Annotated in this window: 17 protein-coding genes, 1 tRNA gene and 1 pseudogene; 13 read left to right on the plus strand and 6 right to left on the minus strand. The window is 66.8% G+C overall.

Translation table 11 applies throughout. From position 1 onward, the window contains the following. Positions 1–93 precede the first annotated feature (93 nt). Entirely contained in the window at positions 94–582 is a 489-nt protein-coding gene (locus AC0KTM_RS07650) for a MarR family winged helix-turn-helix transcriptional regulator (protein ID WP_225330307.1), read from the minus strand. Positions 583–691: 109 nt separating this feature from the next. Between AC0KTM_RS07650 and AC0KTM_RS07655 the strand changes: the two genes are divergently transcribed. The 4 genes and pseudogenes from AC0KTM_RS07655 to AC0KTM_RS07670 all read left to right on the plus strand — a co-directional run bounded on the left by AC0KTM_RS07655 (position 692) and on the right by AC0KTM_RS07670 (position 5,225). Then, complete coding sequence (locus AC0KTM_RS07655) at positions 692–2,734, plus strand: ABC transporter ATP-binding protein (RefSeq protein WP_238957751.1); 2,043 nt, start codon at positions 692–694, stop codon at positions 2,732–2,734. After that, positions 2,731–3,579, plus strand: coding sequence for a CbiQ family ECF transporter T component (locus AC0KTM_RS07660; RefSeq protein ID WP_472415316.1), 849 nt, complete (start codon positions 2,731–2,733; stop codon positions 3,577–3,579). The genes AC0KTM_RS07655 and AC0KTM_RS07660 overlap by 4 nt, the downstream gene beginning before the upstream one ends. A gap of 5 nt (positions 3,580–3,584) precedes the next feature. Next, positions 3,585–3,674 (plus strand): annotated as a pseudogene (locus AC0KTM_RS07665) (hypothetical protein); the annotation flags it as partial. Between the two features lie 129 nt (positions 3,675–3,803). Further along, a complete protein-coding gene (locus AC0KTM_RS07670) occupies positions 3,804–5,225 on the plus strand; it encodes an amino acid permease (RefSeq protein ID WP_472417401.1) in 1,422 nt (473 codons plus the stop codon). An 8-nt stretch (positions 5,226–5,233) separates the two neighbouring features. Here AC0KTM_RS07670 and AC0KTM_RS07675 read toward each other — a convergent pair whose 3' ends face one another. From AC0KTM_RS07675 to AC0KTM_RS07685, 3 genes are all read right to left on the minus strand, one after another. Then, the gene (locus AC0KTM_RS07675) at positions 5,234–6,574 is read right to left on the minus strand and encodes an extracellular solute-binding protein (RefSeq protein WP_238957753.1); all 1,341 of its coding nucleotides are present in this window, start codon (positions 6,572–6,574) and stop codon (positions 5,234–5,236) included. After that, positions 6,571–7,377 (minus strand): carbohydrate ABC transporter permease, encoded by an 807-nt coding sequence (locus AC0KTM_RS07680; protein ID WP_425326377.1) that lies wholly within the window; start codon positions 7,375–7,377, stop codon positions 6,571–6,573. Before AC0KTM_RS07680 ends, AC0KTM_RS07675 begins: the two co-directional genes overlap by 4 nt. 73 nt (positions 7,378–7,450) lie before the next feature. Then, a complete protein-coding gene (locus tag AC0KTM_RS07685; RefSeq protein ID WP_472415318.1) occupies positions 7,451–8,335 on the minus strand; it encodes a carbohydrate ABC transporter permease in 885 nt (294 codons plus the stop codon). 58 nt (positions 8,336–8,393) lie between these two features. Here AC0KTM_RS07685 and AC0KTM_RS07690 point away from each other — a divergent pair, with 58 nt between their 5' ends. The 6 genes from AC0KTM_RS07690 (at position 8,394) to AC0KTM_RS07715 (ending at position 13,964) form a co-directional block, all read left to right on the plus strand. Then, the gene (locus tag AC0KTM_RS07690; protein WP_225330314.1) at positions 8,394–9,911 is read left to right on the plus strand and encodes a TldD/PmbA family protein; all 1,518 of its coding nucleotides are present in this window, start codon (positions 8,394–8,396) and stop codon (positions 9,909–9,911) included. Further along, a complete protein-coding gene (locus tag AC0KTM_RS07695; protein WP_472415320.1) occupies positions 9,908–11,281 on the plus strand; it encodes a metallopeptidase TldD-related protein in 1,374 nt (457 codons plus the stop codon). Before AC0KTM_RS07690 ends, AC0KTM_RS07695 begins: the two co-directional genes overlap by 4 nt. Before the next feature lie 41 nt (positions 11,282–11,322). After that, positions 11,323–12,189 carry a carboxymuconolactone decarboxylase family protein gene (locus AC0KTM_RS07700; protein WP_472415322.1) on the plus strand — a complete coding sequence of 289 codons (867 nt, stop codon included), beginning with the start codon at positions 11,323–11,325 and terminating at the stop codon, positions 12,187–12,189. A 409-nt stretch (positions 12,190–12,598) separates the two neighbouring features. Then, positions 12,599–13,024 carry a hypothetical protein gene (locus AC0KTM_RS07705; RefSeq protein ID WP_225330317.1) on the plus strand — a complete coding sequence of 142 codons (426 nt, stop codon included), beginning with the start codon at positions 12,599–12,601 and terminating at the stop codon, positions 13,022–13,024. 315 nt (positions 13,025–13,339) lie between these two features. Then, positions 13,340–13,759: a hypothetical protein gene (locus AC0KTM_RS07710; protein WP_472415324.1), complete on the plus strand. Its 420-nt coding sequence runs from the start codon at positions 13,340–13,342 to the stop codon at positions 13,757–13,759. A gap of 128 nt (positions 13,760–13,887) precedes the next feature. Beyond that, positions 13,888–13,964, plus strand: a tRNA-Ile gene (locus AC0KTM_RS07715). Positions 13,965–14,179: 215 nt separating this feature from the next. Here the strand turns inward: AC0KTM_RS07715 and AC0KTM_RS07720 are convergent. Then, entirely contained in the window at positions 14,180–14,353 is a 174-nt protein-coding gene (locus tag AC0KTM_RS07720; RefSeq protein ID WP_472415326.1) for a 5'-phosphate oxidase, read from the minus strand. 225 nt (positions 14,354–14,578) lie between these two features. Here AC0KTM_RS07720 and AC0KTM_RS07725 point away from each other — a divergent pair, with 225 nt between their 5' ends. From AC0KTM_RS07725 to AC0KTM_RS07735, 3 genes are all read left to right on the plus strand, one after another. Further along, the gene (locus AC0KTM_RS07725) at positions 14,579–16,051 is read left to right on the plus strand and encodes a putative alpha/beta hydrolase (RefSeq protein ID WP_472415328.1); all 1,473 of its coding nucleotides are present in this window, start codon (positions 14,579–14,581) and stop codon (positions 16,049–16,051) included. Positions 16,052–16,066: 15 nt separating this feature from the next. Further along, positions 16,067–16,603: a hypothetical protein gene (locus AC0KTM_RS07730; RefSeq protein WP_472415329.1), complete on the plus strand. Its 537-nt coding sequence runs from the start codon at positions 16,067–16,069 to the stop codon at positions 16,601–16,603. Positions 16,604–16,667: 64 nt separating this feature from the next. Further along, entirely contained in the window at positions 16,668–16,964 is a 297-nt protein-coding gene (locus AC0KTM_RS07735) for a hypothetical protein (protein ID WP_238957757.1), read from the plus strand. Between the two features lie 113 nt (positions 16,965–17,077). Here the strand turns inward: AC0KTM_RS07735 and AC0KTM_RS07740 are convergent, their stop codons facing one another. Beyond that, positions 17,078–18,484 (minus strand): aldehyde dehydrogenase family protein, encoded by a 1,407-nt coding sequence (locus AC0KTM_RS07740; protein WP_225330099.1) that lies wholly within the window; start codon positions 18,482–18,484, stop codon positions 17,078–17,080. Between the last annotated feature and the right edge of the window lie 26 nt (positions 18,485–18,510).

Consider the following 18,510-nt stretch of genomic DNA (forward strand, 5'->3'; position numbering starts at 1 on the left):
CCGGTCTTGAGTTGGTCTCGCCGTCAGGCGCCGGTCGCCCGTTCGGTTACGTGTTTACCCGTGCTCGCGGTCCGCTCACCAGCATTGCGGCGTTCACAGCGGGTTTCGGCGGCCCGCGAGTGAGGTGGCAAGGGAGGCATCGTCGAGCAGCCGGCGCAACACGTCGACCGCTTGCATCAATACCTGGCGGTCACCGGAGTCGAGCAGCGCCAATTGGGGTTCGATCGCCGCGGCACGGTCGGCCCGCACCGCGTTGAGCGTGCGCCTTCCGGCAGCGGTGATGCGGATTCGGACGGCGCGCGCGTCGCCGGGGTCGACCGTGCGGGTCACCAGGCCCGCTTCCTCGAGGCGGCGCACCTGCGTGGTCATCGTCGGTTGCGAACAGTGGTCGACGGCGGCGAGGTCACCGATTCGGGCCTCGCCGTGAACCTCGATGGTGGCCAGCAGCCTTGCCTGTGCTGCCGGCAGCGGCATCTGGATGCGCTGGGTGGCCAGACGGTTGAGCCGCGCGACCACGGCGAGCAGATCGGCCCCCAGTCCCTGCGCTCCCTCGAGCTTTGCGGTATCGACGACGTTGTCCATGTATCCATGGTTGCATAGCTTTGCTAAGCGAGGCCAAAATGCCGTCGCGTGCCGCGCGAACACCCTTCTGCAGCGGACACTCCCTCCGGGGACTGGCAGAATCGCCAAAGTGACCTTGCTGCGTTTCCGGCAACCTGGGGAAGGGGCGCTGCGTCCGAATGAGTTGGCACAGGCCGCGGTTATGGGGGCCCTCTGCGCGGCGATCGAGATCCTCGCCGCGGTAATCCCATTCGCTCAGGGGCTGGGCGTGCTGGGAACCGTCCCCATGGGATTGCTGGCCTACCGCTACCGTCCCCGGGCCCTGATGGCCGCGACGGTAGCCGGCGGGGTGATCGCCTTTTTGATCGCCGGACTGGGCAGCCTGTTCATGCTCGTCGACTGCGCCTGGGTCGGCGGATTGTGCGGAATCGTCAAACGCAAGGGCCGGGGCACGCCGACGGTCGCCTTGTTGTCGCTGATCGCCGGAGTCCTCTGGGGCGCCGGGTGGGTCGCGGTGCTGGCGGTGCTGACGCGGCTGCGGCAGCTGTTCTTCGACGTCATCACCGCCAATGCCAACGGGGTCGCGGCATTCCTGAATTGGGTACACCTGCAGGGCGTGGGCGACGCGCTGAAGCGATACGTCGCCGGCGGGATACACCATTGGCCGCTACTGATTTTCCCGTACATGGTCTTGTTGGTCGTCATCGTTTCGTTCATCAGCTGGTCGGCGCTGTCTCGCCTCTTGGAGCGGATGCGCAAGATCCCCGACGTGCACAAGCTGGACGTTTCCGAGGACGCGCAGGCCGGCGGCGCTCCGGTCGGGCCGGTCCCCGTGCGGCTGGACAACGTGTCGTTCCGGTATCCCGGCGCCGATCGAGACGCGCTGCGCGAGGTCAGCCTCGATGTCCGGCCCGGCGAACACATCGCCGTGACCGGGGCCAACGGCTCGGGCAAGACCACGTTGATGCTGATGCTGGCCGGCCGCGAGCCGACGTCGGGAACCATCGACCGCCCGGGCGCGGTGGGGCTGGGCGAAATGGGCGGTACCGCAATTGTCTTGCAGCACCCCAAGAGTCAAGTCCTGGGCACGCGCGTCGCCGACGACGTGGTGTGGGGGTTGCCGGCGGGGGCGCAGATCGATGTCGGCGAGTTGCTGCGCGAGGTCGGGCTCGAGGGACTCGCCGAACGCGACACCGGAAGCCTGTCCGGGGGAGAGCTGCAGCGTCTTGCGCTCGCGGCGGCGCTGGCGCGGGATCCGGCACTCCTCATCGCCGACGAGGTCACCACGATGGTCGACCAGCAGGGGCGAGACGCGTTGCTGGGCGTGCTCTCTGGTCTCGCGAAACGCCACCAGAGCGCGTTGGTGCACATCACCCATTACGACAACGAGGCCGCGTCCGCCGACCGCATCATCAGGCTCAGCGACTCGCCGGACAACACCGTCAACGTCGAAACGCCGAGCACGCCCGCGCAGACGGCTCAGGTCACACCGCGCTCGCACACGCCGGTGCTCGAGCTTGTCGACGTCAGCCACGAATACGCCAGCGGCACACCGTGGGCCAAGGTCGCCCTGCGCGATATCAGCTTCGTGGTGGAGCAGGGCGACGGGGTGTTGATCCACGGCGGCAACGGGTCGGGGAAATCGACCTTGGCGTGGATCATGGCCGGGTTGACGACTCCGACCGGCGGCACCTGCCTGATCGACGGCGAGCCCACCCACGAGCACGTCGGGGAGGTCGCGCTCTCGTTCCAGTCCGCGCGGTTGCAGCTGATGCGCGACCACGTCGACGCCGAAGTCGCCTCCGCAGCAGGCTTTTCGCATCTCGACCAGGACCGGGTGGCCGAGGCGCTGATGTCGGTCGGTCTGGACCCGGCGATGGGCAAGCGGCGCATCGACCAGCTCAGCGGCGGCCAGATGCGCCGCGTCGTGCTGGCCGGGCTGCTGGCCCGGTCCCCGCGGGCGCTGGTCCTCGACGAACCACTGGCAGGATTGGACGTCGGCAGTCAGCGCGGCCTGCTGCGGCTGCTGGAGAATCTGCGCAGGGAACGAGGTCTGACGGTAGTGGTCATCTCCCACGACATCGTCGGGCTGGAGGAGCTTTGCCCGCGATCCCTGTATCTGCGCAACGGGTCGTTGGAGACGGCATCGACGGCGGCGGGGGGAATGCCGTGACCGCGCCCGCGGACGCGAAGGCGGGAAGGACGCGGCGTACTCCCCGTCCGGTTGTCCTGCTGGTCCCGGTGCCGGGAACGTCGAAGATCCATCAACTGTGGGCCGGCACCAAACTGGTGGTGGTGCTGGGCGTTTCGATATTGCTGACCTTCTACCCGGGATGGGCGACCGTCGGGCTGATGCTGGTGTTGCTGATCACGGCGGCCCGGCTCGCGCACATTCCCCGCGGCGCGCTGCCCTCGCCGCGGCGCTGGATTTGGATTGCCCTCGCGGTGGGCGGCATCACCGCCGCGCTCGGTGCCGGCAGCCCTGTGGTCTCGATCGCCGGCGTCCACATCGGGCTGGGCGGGACGTTGCACTTCGTGCGGGTCACCGGGCTGTCGATCGTGTTGATCGGGCTGGGGGCGATGCTGTCCTGGACCACCAACGTCGCCGAAATGGGGCCGGCGCTAGCCGCTTTGGGCCGCCCCCTGCGCTGGTTGCGGATCCCGAGCGACGAATGGGCGGTTGCCCTGGCGCTCGCGCTGCGTGCCTTCCCGATGTTGATCGAAGAATTCCAGGTGCTCTACGCCGCGCGGCGCCTGCGTCCCAACCAGACACCGCGCAGCCGCCGGGCCCGCCGTCGCCAGCAGGCCCGGGACATGATCGACTTGCTCACGGCGGCAATCGTTGTGACGTTACGGCGCGCCGACGAAATGGGCGATGCCATCACCGCCCGAGGCGGTACCGGTCAGCTGTCGGCCGCCCCCGCGCGGCCGAAATTTGCGGACTGGGTGACCCTGGCCATCACCGCGGCCGCCGGGGCCACCGGGGTGGTCATCGACTCGATGCTCCAGCTTCACTAGGCGGGAAGCCGGTGCGCACCTTCGACGATCCGGGCACCTGGACCGAGCCCGGGGCGCACCACTCGGCGGCCACCGGGCTCGGAGGAAAGCCGTACGCCTCCCGCCGCCCACACCAGGCACGCCCGCGGCCCTCCCGCGGGCCGCGGCTGCTTGGCCGGCGCTGATTGCCGAACCGGAAACAGGAGGCGCAATTGGCAGCCACGTCGGTCGGCCTGAAGGAGCAGATGCTGCGGCGGCGCCCGGTGGTGGGCGCGCATGTCGCGCCCGGCGCCGCGGAGGGCCTCAAGCGCGGCATCGGCACCTTTCAGCTGACCATGTTCGGGGTGGGCTCGACGATCGGCACCGGCATCTTTTTCGTCATGTCCGTGGCCGTGCCGGAGGCCGGGCCGGGAGTCATCGTCTCCTTCCTTCTCGCGGGCCTCGCCGCCGGCCTCGCGGCCGTGTGTTACGCCGAATTGGCGTCGGCGGTGCCGGTTTCGGGTTCGTCGTACTCGTACGCGTACACCACGCTCGGGGAGGTGGTGGCGGTCGGTGTGGCCGCGTGCCTGCTGCTGGAATACGGGGTGGCTACCGCCGCGGTCGCGGTCAACTGGAGCGGCTACCTCAACAGGTTGTTGAGCAATGTGGTGGGATTTCAACTGCCACATGCCCTGTCGGCCGCGCCGTGGGATACGCAACCGGGCTATTTGAACGTGCCGGCGATAATGCTGATCGGGATGTGCGCGTTGCTGCTCATCCGCGGCGCCAGCGAATCGGCGAAGGTCAACGCGATCATGGTGATGATCAAGCTCGGCGTGCTCGTCGTATTCATGGTCGTCGCCTTTACCGCGTTCGACGCGCACCATCTGCAGGACTTCGCGCCGTTCGGCGTCGCGGGCATCGGGTCGGCCGCGGGCACCATCTTCTTCTCCTACATCGGTCTCGACGCCGTGTCCACCGCGGGCGACGAGGTGAACAACCCGCAAAAAACCATGCCGCGCGCGTTGATCGCCGCGCTGCTGACCGTCACCGGCGTCTACGTCTTCGTTGCGGTGGCCGCGCTGGGCGCGCAGCCCTGGCAAGCCTTCGCCGATCAGCAGGAGGCCGGGCTGGCAACGATTCTCGAGAACGTCACGCACGGCAGCTGGGCCAGCTCGATCCTCGCTGCGGGCGCGGTCATTTCGATCTTCAGCGTCACGCTGGTCACCATGTACGGCCTGACGCGCATCCTGTTCGCGATGGGGCGTGACGGGCTGCTGCCGGCAAGGTTCGCGACGGTGAACCCGCGCACCATGACCCCGGTGAACAACACGGTGATCGTCGCGCTGGCGGCCTCGATATTGGCCGCCTTCGTTCCGCTGCAAAAACTCGCGGACATGGTGTCGATCGGCACGCTGACCGCGTTCGTCGTGGTTTCTGTTGGGGTGATCGTCTTACGGGTGCGCGAGCCCGACTTGCCGCGGGGTTTCAAGGTCCCGGGTTACCCTGTCACGCCGGCCCTTTCGGTGGCGGCCTGCGGGTACATCCTCGCCAGCTTGCACTGGTACACCTGGATCGCGTTCGGCGGCTGGGTCTTGCTGGCGTTGGTTTTCTATTTCGTCTGGGGCCGCCACCACAGCGCGCTCAACGACGACACGGTCGGCGAGGCGTCGAGCGGCTCGCAATGATCAGGCGCTCACTGGCGCGCCGCGGCGGCGTTGGCCGCCGCCTGAGCCCGCTGTAACGTCGACGCGACGTCGCCGCGGCCCAAGAACATTTCGTCGAAATACGGCTGCAGGGCGTCATTGCCGGCGGCAAACCCGGCGCCCCCGGGGGCCGCGATGCGCGGCCCGTTCAGCACCGTGAAGAAGGGCGTGACATCGACGCCTCGGGCGGCCCAGTAGTGAAAGTAGACCGGCTGGGCCGACGACACCGCGGGGATCGCCGCACCGTAGCGGCCCAGATATTCGTTGCCCTGTCTGCTGCCCATCCAGGCCAGCACCTGGCGCACCGCGTCGGGATGCCGTGATGCCGCATTGCCCGCCGCCGCAATGCCGTTGGTGACGCTGACGCGGCCCACCGGGCCCGACGGCATCAGCGCCACACCCCAATGGAAGCGGGCGTCGCGGGCCACCGGGGCCAAGTTGTAGGTACCCGACTGGAACAGCGCCATCCGGCCGGCCAGGAATTGGTTGCGGGAAAAGTCGCCGTTGTCATTGGTGTCGGCGGCGGGAGGCGCGACGTGGTCGCGGTTGATCAGGTCAACCAGATACTGAAAGGCGGTCACGGCCCCCGGATTGTCGAATGCAAACTCGTCGCCGCGCTGAAACACGCCGCCGGCCGACCCGATGTAGTTCAGGTAGATCCCCTGGGGGTCATTGGCGGCGTTGTATGCCCACTGCCGCACCCGCCCGGCGTCGAACCCCTTGGTATCCCCGCGGTTTCCGTCGGCGTCCACGGTGAGCCGGGCGAGCATGGGCCGCAGCGTGTCGTCTCCGTCGGGGCTCCACCGCAAGATGCTCAGCCGGGCGGGGTCGATGCCGGCGGCGCCCAGCAGATCGGCGTTGTAGTACAACGCGATCCCGGCGTCGGTCAGCTGCGGCACGCCCCAAAGCGTGCCGTTGCGGGTGAACTGCCCGACGACCGGTTGCTCCCAGTCCGACGCGGCGGTGGGTCCCAGCGCCGCACCGATATCCAGCAGCCGGCCGCTGTCGGCGTAAGCCGCGAGGTAGGCGTTGGACAGCCAGAAGATGTCGTCGGCGCTGCCGCCGGCCACGTCGGTGCGCAGGGTGTTGAAGTAGGTCGAGTACGCCACCAAGTTGACGTGCACTTCGATGTCGGGATGGGCGCGGCTGAACTCCTGGAACGATTGCCGATAGGCCGTGGCGATCTGATCGTCCCAAATGCGCACCGTCACAATGGTCTTGCCGCCATGAGGCTGAGCGGAGTAATCCAGCAGCACCGCCATGGCCGCCAACAGCACCGCGACCACCCCAACCGCCGCGGCGACCAGCGTGGAAAACCGGGGCCGGGTCACTTGAGCCCCGAGACGACGATCGACGCGACGATGTGGCGCTGAAAGGCCACGAACAGTGCGACGAGCGGGGCGATGGCGATGGTGGTGGCCGCCATCACCAAGGTCCATTGTGAGTTGAACCGCGACTGCAGGTCGGCGGTTGCGACGGTGAGCACCCGCCACTTGTGCCCGCTGGTGATCACCAACGGCCACATGAAGTTGTTCCACTGCGAGACCACGGTGATCAGCGTCAGCGCGGCCAGGACTGGCCGGCTGGACGGGATCACCACGTGCACGATTACGTCCAGGGTATTGGCGCCGTCCAGGCGGGCGGCGTTGACCAAGTCATTCGGAACCATGCGAAAGTGCTCGCGCAGCAGGAAGATCGCGTAGGGCGAGCCGAACATGAACGGCAGCACCAGCGCCCAGAACGTGTTGCGCAGACCGAGCTGGGCCATCATGAGATACATCGGCACGATCGTGACGGTTGCCGGCACCATCAGCGTCGCGATGTACACCCAGAACAGCGCGTCGCGCCCGGGAAACTGCAAGCGCGCGAACGCGTATCCGGCCAGCACGGAAAAGGTCAACTGGCCCACCAGAATCACCGCCGTCATCAACGCGGTGACCGCCGCCGCGCGGCCGAACCCGGCCCCGGCCAGGTTGGTGAAATTTTCGAGCGTGGGTGGTCGCGGCAGCCGCAGCGGCGTGCTCGTGACGAATTGGTGCGCCGAGGTGAACGCGGTCATCAGCCCAAGCGCGAACGGCGCCAACGTGATCAACCCACCCAGCGTCAGCCCGGCATAGATGAGCGCGTTGGCCATGGTCGACGGTCCGACGCGCCCCCGCAAGCGGGAGGTACCCCCGCCTCGAGCCCGCATCGTTGTCGAACGGCGGCTAGGTGAGGTCATAGCTGATCCGCCGCCGGAAGTAGAGGTGCTGAAGCAGCGTGACGCCGATCAGGATCACGAACAGCACCACCGCCATGACCGATGCCCGGCCGATCGCGGCCGAACCGAAGGCCTCGGCGTAGATGCGGTGGGCCACCAGGTCGGTGCTGCCCGCCGGCCCACCGCCGGTCAGGGCGTACACCATGTCGAAAACCTGTGCGGTGCTGACGATCCCGGTCACCAGCACAAAGAAGGTCGTTGGCCGCAGCATGGGCATGGTGATGCGCCAGAACCGCTGCCACGCGTTGGCGCCGTCGGTGCGCGCGGCGGCGTGAACCTCGTCGGGGATGGCCAGCAGGCCCGCCAGGAACGACAGCGAGACGTATCCGACGTTGGTCCACACCACGACGGCCGACACGAGCGGCAGCGCAAAGCTGGGATCGGAGAGCCATTCGATGCTGTGTCCCAATACCGTGCTCACGGCCCCGTCGGTGGGAGCCAGGATCCACCGCCACAACACCGCGATCGCCAGCGGGGCGCAAATCCATGGCAGCACAAACACGGTGCGAAACAGGCCGGTGCCACGAAGCTGGCGGGCCAGCATCGACGCGGCCAGCAACCCCAACGCCGTCTGCGCCGGCACCACGATCGCCACGAAGATCGCCGTGACGATCAGCGAATTGCCGAACGCGCCGTCGGTCAGCACCGACCGCCAATTGGACAGGCCTACAAAGCGCAGCGGTCCCAGCAGATCCCACCGGCACAGGCTCAGCCAGATCACCACCAGGATGGGCAACAGCAGAAAGGAGAGGACGCCGAACAAGCTCGGCGCCAGCAGCGCATAGCCCAACGCGGTCGATCGAGGACGAATCCTGCGTTCGGCGCTGGCCATGGGGTAATTAAAGCGGGCGCTGCCGCGGTGTGGGGTGAGCGGCCGTTACGGTGGAGCCGTGACACCGAACCGGGGGATCGATGCCGACTTCCTCGACCTGCCGCGCCACGAACTGGCCGACGCCGCGCTTTCGGCCGCCACCGCAGCCGGGGCCACGTACGCCGACCTGCGGGTTCATCGCATCACCACCGAGATCGTCCAGCTGCGCGACGGCGCGCTGGAGACCTCGGTGATCAACCGCGAGGTCGGCTTGGCGGTCCGAGTGATCGTGGACGGCACCTGGGGATTCGCCTCGCACGCGGAGTTGGTGCCGTCGGTCGCCGCCGAAACCGCCAGGCGCGCGGTGCACGTCGCCACCACGCTGGCGGCGCTGAGCACCGAGCGCGTCGAACTGGCGCCCGAACCCGTCTACGCCGACGCGACCTGGGTGTCGAACTACCGCATCGACCCGTTCGACGTCTCCACCACCGACAAGATCTCCGTGCTGGAGGAGTACTCGGGGCGGCTGCTCAGCGCCGACGGCATCGATCACGTGTCGGCGGTGCTGACCGCCGTCAAGGAACAGACGTTCTACGCCGACACCTTCGGATCCTCGATCACCCAACAGCGCGTCCGGATCCAGCCCACCTTGGAGGCGGTGACCGTCGACCCCGCGGCGGGCAGTTTCGACTCCATGCGCACGCTGATCCCGCCGATGGGCCGGGGCTGGGAGGTCCTGGCCGGCGACGAGGTCTGGAACTGGACCGACGAGCTGGCGCAGCTGCCGGCGCTGCTGGCCGAGAAGGTCAAGGCGCCCACCGTCGTTCCGGGGCGCACCGACCTGGTGATCGACCCGAGCAACCTGTGGTTGACGATCCACGAATCCATCGGGCACGCAACCGAATACGATCGTGCAATCGGCTACGAGGCCGCCTACGCGGGAACGTCGTTCGCCACGCCGGACAAATTGGGCACCATGCGGTACGGGTCGCCGGTGATGAACGTGACCGCGGACCGGACGGACGAATTCGGTTTGGCCACCATCGGTTACGACGACGAGGGAGTGGCCGCGCAGAGCTGGGATCTGGTGCGTGACGGGATCTTCACCGGCTATCAGCTGGACCGGGTGTTCGCCCAGCGCCTGGGGCAGCCGCGCTCCAACGGCTGCTCGTACGCCGACTCGCCGCACCACGTGCCGATCCAACGCATGGCCAACGTATCGCTGCAGCCCGCCCCCGAGGACATCAGCACCGATGACTTGATCGGCCGGGTCGAGGACGGCATCTACATCGTGGGCGACAAATCATGGTCAATCGACATGCAGCGCTACAACTTTCAGTTCACCGGCCAGCGGTTCTTCCGGATTCGCGACGGCCACCTCGATGGCCAGTTGCGCGACGTCGCCTATCAAGCCACGACTACCGACTTCTGGAATTCGATGGAGGCCGTGGGTGGTCCGTCCACCTGGCGACTGGGTGGGGCGTTCAACTGCGGCAAGGCCCAACCCGGGCAGATCGCGGCGGTCAGCCACGGGTGTCCCTCGGCGCTCTTCCGCGGCGTGAACGTGCTCAACACCCGGACCGAGGGTGGGCGATGATCACCGCGCAGCACGTCGTCAACATCGTGCTCGACGAGGCGGCCAAGCTTGGCGGCGCCGACGAGACCATGGTGTTGGTCAGCGACAAGGTCGAGGCGACCCTGCGGTGGGCGGGCAATTCGATGACCACCAACGGGGTTTCGGTGAGCCGCAGCGTGTCGGTGATCTCCGTGATGCGCCGGGGTGCCAGCGCGCGCATCGGCACGGTGGTGTTTGCCGAGGCGGATCCGCGGGTGCTTCCCGGACTGGTGGCGGCCTCGCAGGAGGCCGCCGGCTCGGCGCCGGAGGCCGGCGATGCCGCGCCGCTGCTCGTCGATACCGGGGTGCCCGCCGACTGGGACGCGCCGGTGCCGGGCACCGGGCCACTGGTCTTCGCCGATGTGGCCGACTCCTTGGGCCGCGGCTTTCGGGGTGCGGATCGACTCTACGGCTTTGCGCACCATAGTGTTTCGACGACGTTCTTGGCGTCGTCGACCGGGTTGCGCCGGCGTTTCAGCCAGCCCACCGGTGCGGTGGAGATCAACGCCAAACGCGGCGACGCCAGCGCGTGGGCGGGTGTCGGGACGCCCGACTTCGTCGATGTGCCAATCGATTCGCTGCTCGAGCAGGTGTCCACCAGGCTGGGCTGGGCGCAGCGCAGCGTCGAGCTGCCGGCGGGGCGCTACGAGACGATCATGCCGCCGTCGACGGTGGCCGACATGATGATCTATATGGCGTGGTCGATGGCCGGCCGCGGTGCGCAGGAGGGTCGGACCGCGTTCTCGGCGCCCGGTGGGGGAACCCGGGTGGGGGAGCGGCTCACCGATCTGCCGATCACGCTGTTCTCCGATCCGATGGCGCCCGGCCTTGCCTGCACGCCCTTCGTCGCGGCGAGCAGTTCCTCGGAGACGCTGTCGGTGTTCGACAACGGTATGGAGATCACCCAGGTGGACTGGATCCGCGACGGGGTGATCAACGCGTTGGCCTACCCGCGGGCAACGGCCGACAAATACGACGCCCCGGTCGCGGTCGCCGCGGACAACCTGGTGATGACCGGGGGCACGGCCACTCAAGACGACATGATCGCGGCCACCGAGCGTGGCCTGCTGTTGACCACACTGTGGTACATCCGGGTCGTGGACCCCACCACGCTGTTGTTCACCGGGCTCACCCGCGACGGCGTGTACCTGATCGAGGACGGACGCGTGACCGCGGCCGTCAACAATTTCCGGTTCAACGAAAGCCCGTTGGACCTGCTGCGGCGGGCCACGGAGGCCGGCGTGAGCGAGAAGACCCTGCCGCGCGAATGGGGGGATTGGGCGACCCGCGCCGCGATGCCGTCGCTGCGGATTCCGGACTTCCACATGTCCTCGGTGAGCCAGGCCCAATAGATTCATTGCCGCCGGGCACGGCGCGCTCTAGCGTGTGACGAATGGCGGCTCCGGTTTCGGTTCGAGAAGACCAGCTCACGCGCCTGGTGGCGCTGTTTCCCGGGGCACCCGGCGATGCGCGCATCGCGGCGTTGATCCGGCGGGTGTGCGCGCAGACGGTGTCGCTGCCGCCGCTGCCCGCGGCCGTCGAGGTGAGCGACCCGGAATCGGATGCCGAGGTCGCCGTCGTCGAATTCGCCGAACAATTCAGCGCCGACGTCTCGTCGATCACCGCCGAGCAACGGTCCCGATTGTGGAAGCACCTCGGGGACCGCACTTTTGGGGTGGTGGTGCAGATGTACATCGCCGACTTCGTCCCCCGGGTGCGGGCCGGGCTGGAAGCGCTCGGCGTCGGCTCGCAGTATCTGGGCTGGGTGACCGGACCGGTCAGATGGGATCACGCCGCCGACCCGTCGGATCTGGTGTTCAACGACTTTTTAATCGCCGTGGCGCGAATGCGCGCGCTGGACCCGGTGACCTCGGAACTGGTGCGGCTGCGGGGCGCGGCGCAACACAATTGCCGGCTGTGCAATTCGCTACGCGAGGGCGGCGCGCTCGACTCCGGCGGTTCGGAAACGCTGTACGAGGAGATCGAGCGCTTCGAATCGTCGAGTTTGCTCGACGACCGCGCAAAAGCTGCGCTGCGGTATGCGGATGCGTTAATTTGGACCCCTGCGCACCTCGCCGCCGACGATGCCGCTGAGGTGCGCTCCCGCTTCTCCGAGGCGGAATCCGTCGAGCTCACGTTCGACGTCATGCGTAATGCCAGCAATAAGATGGCCGTGTCGCTGGGCGCCGACGCCCCGCGCGTCGAAAGCGGCACTGAGCGGTATCTGATCGACGCCGACGGGCAAACAGTATTTAGCTGACGGTGGCGGGTGCGAACCCGGTAGCCGCCCGCCATCCGGCGTTTGCCGCTGGGCCACGACGCCCGGCAGTAGGGGCCCGCAACGTTTGCGCAGCGGCGCCGCGAGCGGGTGAGCGATGTGCCCGTCCGGGGGCGAGGGCACGAAATGTTAACCATTCGTACATCGACGCGCAAGCGTGCGTTTTCGCTGTGTGAGGGGGTCATTCGCTAACTTAAGCCCCGTCGCCGACACTGAAATGACCACCGAGACGTGACGGTAGCGAAATGGCAGCGTGGCCCCCGCCGGGTAGGCCATGGGATGTACGTCATCAGCCGCCGTGCCGATGGATTTCCCGGTTCGTTGTGCAGCATTCGTAGCTTGGGTTTGCGTCGGAGCCAATTGTGTTCTGCGCGCAGAGGGAGGTTCGAACATGACAAGCAGCCGTACGCGCTCGCGCACGCGGGTGACATCGGTCTGGGCTGCCGGCCTCGCGCTGGGCGCCTCGATGCTCGGCGGCGCGGTGCTGTCAGCACCCCTGGCTTCGGCGACATGCGATTTGAGCCCCGCGGATGACCAGTACATCAACCTGCTGGCGCAGAACAACATGGTGCACACCGCCGAGTACAGCGATTGTCATGAGGCCGCCGAGGGCCGTTGGTTCGCCAATCAGGTGAAGAGCTCAGCCGATCCGTTCGCCAGGGCCAAGGATCTGGTGACGATGGTGACTAACACGACGCCGCTGAAGGCCGACAAGGCCGAGTGGGAGGTCGAGTCGGCGATCTATGTGTACGCGCCGGAAGTGATCCCGAAGATCAAGGATCAGGCCGCGAAACAAAACTGGCCGACCGAGTCCTAAACCCGCGCTTCGCGCTACGAATAACCAACGGCTGCAACAACTTTAGCTATCTGCGCTGGTGTGTTGACCTTGTCAGGTAATCGAATAGCGAGATATTGAGCAGCTGACGACGATGCCGGAAGCCGTCGTGCTGGTTGAGAGCTCGTCGATCCCATGATCGGGGCTATCGCTCGAATGGCTTTCTCGCGCCGCTCTTTTCAATCGTCTTTGTTCACCCATTGTTGGTAATGCCGCCGTTTGTCGTGCGCTCTGTCCGTGTACCCATGTGTGTGCGATAGGTGGATCAGCAAATTTCTACGCGAAGGAGTTCGAAAGATGACCGTCAGACGTACACGCTCGCGCGGGCAGATGCTGGCGTTGGGGGCTGCCGGCGCCGTGGTGGCGACGTCGATGCTGGGGGAAGCGCTGCTGTCAGCGCCGCAGGCAGCGGCCGCCTGCAACATGACCCCGAAGGACGACCAGTACATCAACCTGCTTGCTCAGAACAAGTTGATCCACTCCGCCGAGTTCAACGACTGCAACATGACCGCCGAGGGCCGTTGGTTCGCCGACCAGGTGCGCAGCGCTGACAATCCGTTGGCCGCCGGGAAGCGACTCGTGAACATGGTGACCAACACGACCCCCCTGAAGCCCGATCAGGCCGAGTGGGAGGTCGAGTCCGCGATCTTCGTCTACGCGCCGGAAATGATCCCCGCGATCAAGGGACAGGCCGCGCAAGGACCGTCCGCGGCCTAAGGCTTTGGCCGATGGGCGCCGCCGGGACGCGGCGCCCATCGCTCTGTGACTTGTGATGCGGGCGTGCGCCGCCCGACGGATACTGGCTTCGGTCTTCGACTACGGTTTCCTACGGAACTACCCCGTCGGGGGCGGTAGCTCAGTTGGTTAGAGCCGCGGACTCATAATCCGTTGGTCGCGGGTTCGAGCCCCGCCCGCCCCACCAAGTCTTTGTATGACGTCGGTTGATGCTTGTCGTTTCGCCTTCGGGTGATGCACGGTGTTTCGGCTGATGCTCGACAGCTACTTCGGCTGATCCTTGACATTCCGAAGGCCAGTCGAGCGCGGTATCAGTTGCACTGGCGGTGTCGCAGCCCCCAAGAAGGATGATCTCCTTCCCGACAAGAAGTCCGACGTATACCGGCCGAGGGAGGACATCCACTAGCCCCAGTGCGGCGGCACCTCGCTACCCGGACAATCCGCGTAGCGGCAGTTGACGTCCCGCACCCGCCTGCCGGTGACTTTGCCGTCGTTGTCGTAGCTGTATTCGACCGTGGCCTCGGCTGGGCGTCGGCAGTGCGGGCAGGCTTCCATTTCGGTTTTGAAGCGCGCCATCATGTCCTCCTGGTCGCAATGCTATTGAAGCGCGCCCCCGACCGAGCGCCGCGAGCGTAACGGCACTGCGAAAAATTAGCCTGACTTTCGCAGTGGCGTTACGCTCGCGGCCCTCAAGATCAAGGCACTGAAGTGAATTTCGGCGCGATCTCGGGTGGAATAGGGGCGGAGGGGAACCAGCGACGGTAGCGTCAGAGCTGGTCGAAAGCACATATGGGCGGGGCGATGCAACTGAACTGGTTGAGCGTTGCCGATCTGGTCGCTCAGGCCGGCGGCGATCCCTGGGCGGTCAATCAGAGTTTGCGGGCCGGTAACCCCTTTCAGATTTCCCAGTTGGCGGAGGCCTTCCATGCCGCGGGCCGATGCTCCACCGCGGCCCAAGACGAGTTCGAGCAGGCCCGCAAGCGCTTCGACGAGGCCTGGAACCACCAGAACGGCGATCACCCGATCAACGGCTCCGAAGAAGTACAGCGGCTGACCAAATCGCTTCGCCTGCAGACCGAACAGCTGCCCAAGATCGCCGCTGATCTGAAAAACATCGCCGCCATGCTGGCCGCCGCGCAAAAAGAGGGCTCCGCGGAGATCGCCACGTTGGAACGGCAGCTTCAATTGCTCGACAAACTGATCGGCGCGGCCACCAAAGATCTGCAAGACCCCACCCTCGACGCGAAGAGCCGCCGGGCACTCGAGACCTTGATCAAGGACGCCAAAGCCGACGCCGCCGATGACACGCGTGACGCCCTCAAACAGATGAACTCAATCCGCGACACCTACACGAAATCGCTGCGTCAAGCGCAGGCGAACGGGAACCTCACCCCGCAGGATGCCGCCGCGGTCGCCGAATTCAAGCCCGCGGGCTTCGGCGACGGACCAGGCTCTCCGCCCACCGACCCCAGGATCACCGGACCAGCCGGACCCCCCAAGCACGAGCAGAACACCTACGACCTACAAGACCAGTTTCAAGACGGCCAGGGCCCCACCTTCGGGGGAGATCCCCGAGATGGCTTTCCCCGCAGCCCGGCCTCGGAGCTCGCGCAAGGGCCGCCGGGCACCCGCCCGCTGCCGACCGGGACCGCGCTCGGTCCCGACGGCCATCGCTACGCGTTTTTCAGCCACCCGGATGGGACCGTGACCCCCGGGTTCAACGAATTCGCGACCAACGGATCGGTATGGGATTACACCGATCCCACCCATCCCGTGAAAGTCGGTGATCTGCCGGGGATTTACCAAGCCAGCGGCGTTTACGATCCCGCCACCAATCAGATGGTGATCGTCGGCAACACCAGCAACCGGGTCGGCGACACCACCCGTGGCATGTGGGTGTCGGGACCCATCGATCCGGCCAAACCCAACAGCTGGATCAACAACTTGCAGCGCGTCGGCACCGTCAGCCTCCCCGGCGATCGTGAAAGCCAACTGATCTCGCTCAAAGGCGGTGGATTCATGCTCGTCGGCGCGACCAACGGCGGGCCCGTGCAGGGCATCACGGCCGCCACCCCGGAAGGCCTGATGGGGGCGACACCCCAAACGCTGGTGGCCCCGAACCAGCTTCCGACGGTCTACGGGCCCACCGTCATGGGCACGACGCTCGATCCGGCGACCGGCCTCGAGACGGTTCAGCTTCGAGTGAGCACCTGGCCGCCCGGACCGACCTATGATCCCAACACGTGGACGACAACCTTTGGCGTCCAACACTAGGAAGGGTGACACCGCATGCTGAGCAGGGTGGCCCTAGCGGCGATAACAGGGACCGTTGCGGTTCTGGGCCTGGGTTGTTCCCGCAACGCCCCCGGCGTCGCGACGGCCACGCCGCCGAAATTCCCCGACCTGAACGCATTTCAAGCGGTCGATGCCGCGCCCTATACCGCCGCCGCCCGCGCCGGTGGCGCAGCCTATTTTGCGACGCCCTTCGGACTGCAGTGCATCCTGCCCAATCCGCCCAAGCCCGGCGATCACGTCAGCGCCAGCTGTGACGGACCACTACCCGGGCTGCCGGACAACGCCCCGGTCGGCGGCGACGGCTGCTCGGCGGTGGGATCGCCGTCATCGCTTCCGACGGACCTCAATCCCTACAGTTTTCAGAAGGGCACCGGGTGCCCGGTCATCACGTCGCCGCTGCTCAACGTCGGCCAGAAGATCACCAAAGGGGACATCACGTGCGTCGTGGGCGCTGACCGGCTGACCGCCTGCATCGATCCAATCCTGAACCGCGGCTTCGTACTTCAACCCGCCGGCTCGTGGACCTTCTAGCCCGCCGCCGTCCCCCGCATCGAGGCGGATGTGTTGGCAGCAAATTCGACGTAAGATTGTCTGCGTGAGTCGCATTCGCGGGTTGACGTTGGCGGCGGTGATCAGCGCCGCCGCGGTTGTCTTCGCGCCCGCTGCGGGCGCCGACCCCGGGTCCCCCTCGTACAACCAAGGCAAACAAGCCATCGACGACCAGGTCCTCAACCGCCACGTGCAGCTGCCGCCCGGCACCGACCTGTACCAGTACTGTGACCGTCTCCGCGCGAACGTCCTCAAAACCGGGATGATGGCCCGGGTCGACTCGCCGGCGGACTTCATCGCGGGGTGCCAAGACGAGGGCAACACCCTCATCGCGTCGCGCTGAAAGCCATTGCGGCCCAGAGTCTGCACGACCAGAAGCGCCAGGCGTAACGCCACGGCGAAAAATCAGCAATTATCTCGCCGCGGCGTTACGCCCGCCGAGCTCAGGGCAATCGGTCACAGACCGATGTAGACCGCCTTGGTGTTGAAATAGGCCTCGATGCCCTTGCGGCCGCGCTCGCCGCCCCACCCTGACTGCTTGTGGCCGCTGATCGGCATCGACGGGTCCGCCGCGAGTGAGGAGTTCACCCAAACCTGGCCCGCGCGAAGCTCATTCACCATCCGGTGGGCGCGGGAGAGATTCTCGGTCCAGATGGAGCCGGCCAGCCCGTAGTGCGTGTCGTTCGCGGCGGCGATTACCTCGTCCTCGTCGTCGAACGGGATCACACAACCGACCGGCCCGAAGATCTCCTCCTTGATGAGCCGCATGTCGGGTGTGGTGTTGGTGATGATCGTCGCCTCGTAGAAGTAGCCCTTGCGGTCCATCGGCTTGCCGCCGGTGATCACCTGCGCGCCGCCGGCCACGCCGTCGTTGACGATGCCTTCCACCCGTTTGCGCTGCTTGTCGCTGATCAGCGGCCCCAACACCGAATCGGGATCCTCGCTGCCGCCCATCGGCAGCATCTGGGCGAACTCGGCGAGGCGCTGCACCACCTCGTCGTAGATGCCGCGCTGGACGTAGATGCGCGACGTGCACGAGCAGTTCTGCCCCGAACCGGCGAGCAGGCCCATGCCCGCCCCCAAGATCGCCTTGTCGAGATTGGCGTCGTCGAACATGATCAGCGGCGACTTGCCGCCGAGCTCGAGCGTCAGCCGCTTGAGGTTGCCGGCGGCCGCCTTGACGATCAGCCGCCCGACCTCCGTCGACCCGGTGAACGAGATCTTGTCGACGTCCGGGTGCGCGGTGAGCGCGGCGCCCGTGGTCTCGCCGTAGCCGGTGATGACGTTCAGGACGCCGTCGGGCAAGCCCGCCTCGCGGAAGATCTCCTCGAGCTTCAGCGCGGTCAACGGCGTCTCTTCGGCGGGCTTGAGGACGGCGCTGCAGCCGGCCGCGAGGGCGGGCGCGACCTTGAGCATCGCGACGAAAAACGGCCCGTTCCAAGGGATGATGAGCCCGACGACGCCTACCGGCTCGAGCTGGGTGAAGGTGTGGTAAGTCTCCCAGGTGCCGAGCAGGCCGTCGGACACCAGATTGGCCGACTCGCCATGGATCTTGCCGACCCAGCCAGCGTAGTACTTCAGCATGTCGACCGACACCGGGATGATGTGCCGCGCGGCGGTCAGGTTCATACCGTTGTCTTGGCCCTCGAGCGCGGCGAGCTCGTCGGTGCGTTCCTCGATGATGCGCGCGGCGCGGAAGAGGACGTTCGCTCGGTGCGACGCGGGCGCCTTGCGCCACACGCCCGACTCGAAGGTCTCGCGCGCGCGGGCCACCGCGGCGTCGACGGCCGCCTGGTCGGAGTCGGGGACCTCGGTGATCAGCTCCTCGGTGGACGGGTTGAAGACCTCAATGGCGTTACTCACGGTTCTCAGTGGCCTTTCGCTCGCGA

It is taken from the genome of Mycobacterium sp. NTMscope_Eco_3 (genome assembly GCF_976985685.1).